The following is a 1,079-nucleotide window of genomic DNA, read 5'->3' as shown; positions in this document are numbered from 1 at the left end:
CGAAAATCTGATCACGTGAAATCGAGTAGGTCGGGGCACGAGAAACCTTGACTGAAGACGGGGGGACCATCCTCCAAGGCTAAATACTCCTGGCTGACCGATAGTGAACCAGTACCGTGAGGGAAAGGCGAAAAGAACCCCGGAGAGGGGAGTGAAATAGATCCTGAAACCGTGTGCGTACAAGCAGTCGGAGCCGACTTAGTTCGGTGACGGCGTACCTTTTGTATAATGGGTCAGCGACTTATATTCCGTGGCGAGGTTAACCGAATAGGGGAGCCGTAGCGAAAGCGAGTCTTAACTGGGCGCACCAGTCGCGGGATATAGACCCGAAACCGAGCGATCTATCCATGAGCAGGGTGAAGATTGAGTAACATCAATTGGAGGCCCGAACCAGGATCTGTTGAAAAAGATTTGGATGACTTGTGGATCGGAGTGAAAGGCTAATCAAGCTCGGAGATAGCTGGTTCTCCTCGAAAGCTATTTAGGTAGCGCCTCACGTAGCACCGCTGGGGGTAGAGCACTGTTTCGGCTAGGGGGTCATCCCGACTTACCAACCCGAGGCAAACTCCGAATACCGGTGAGTGACGCGTGGGAGACACACAGCGGGTGCTAACGTCCGTTGTGAAAAGGGAAACAACCCAGACCGTCAGCTAAGGTCCCGAAATCCTGGTTAAGTGGGAAACGATGTGGGAAGGCTCAGACAGCTAGGAGGTTGGCTTAGAAGCAGCCATCCTTTAAAGAAAGCGTAATAGCTCACTAGTCGAGTCGGCCTGCGCGGAAGATGTAACGGGGCTAAACCAGGTACCGAAGCTACGGGTTCATCCTCTGGATGAGCGGTAGAGGAGCGTCGTGTAAGCCAATGAAGGTGAATTGAGAAGTTCGCTGGAGGTATCACGAGTGCGAATGCTGACATGAGTAACGATAAGGGGTGTGAAAAACACCCCCGCCGGAAGACCAAGGGTTTCTGTTCGACGCTAATCGGAGCAGAGTGAGTCGGCCCCTAAGGCGAGGCCGAAAGGCGTAGTCGATGGGAAACGGGTCAATATTCCCGTACCGGACATGATTGCGATGGGGGGACG

General features: G+C 53.5%; 1 rRNA gene. It reads left to right on the top strand.

Going from position 1 to position 1,079, the window contains the following annotated elements:
- Positions 1-1,079, top strand: a 23S ribosomal RNA gene (locus tag QC823_RS16120); the annotation flags it as partial.

Origin of the sequence: Vreelandella vilamensis (genome assembly GCF_031451755.1) — a bacterium.
Classification (GTDB): Bacteria; Pseudomonadota; Gammaproteobacteria; order Pseudomonadales; family Halomonadaceae; genus Vreelandella; species Vreelandella vilamensis.
This window is presented reverse-complemented; position numbering and strand designations above follow the sequence as displayed.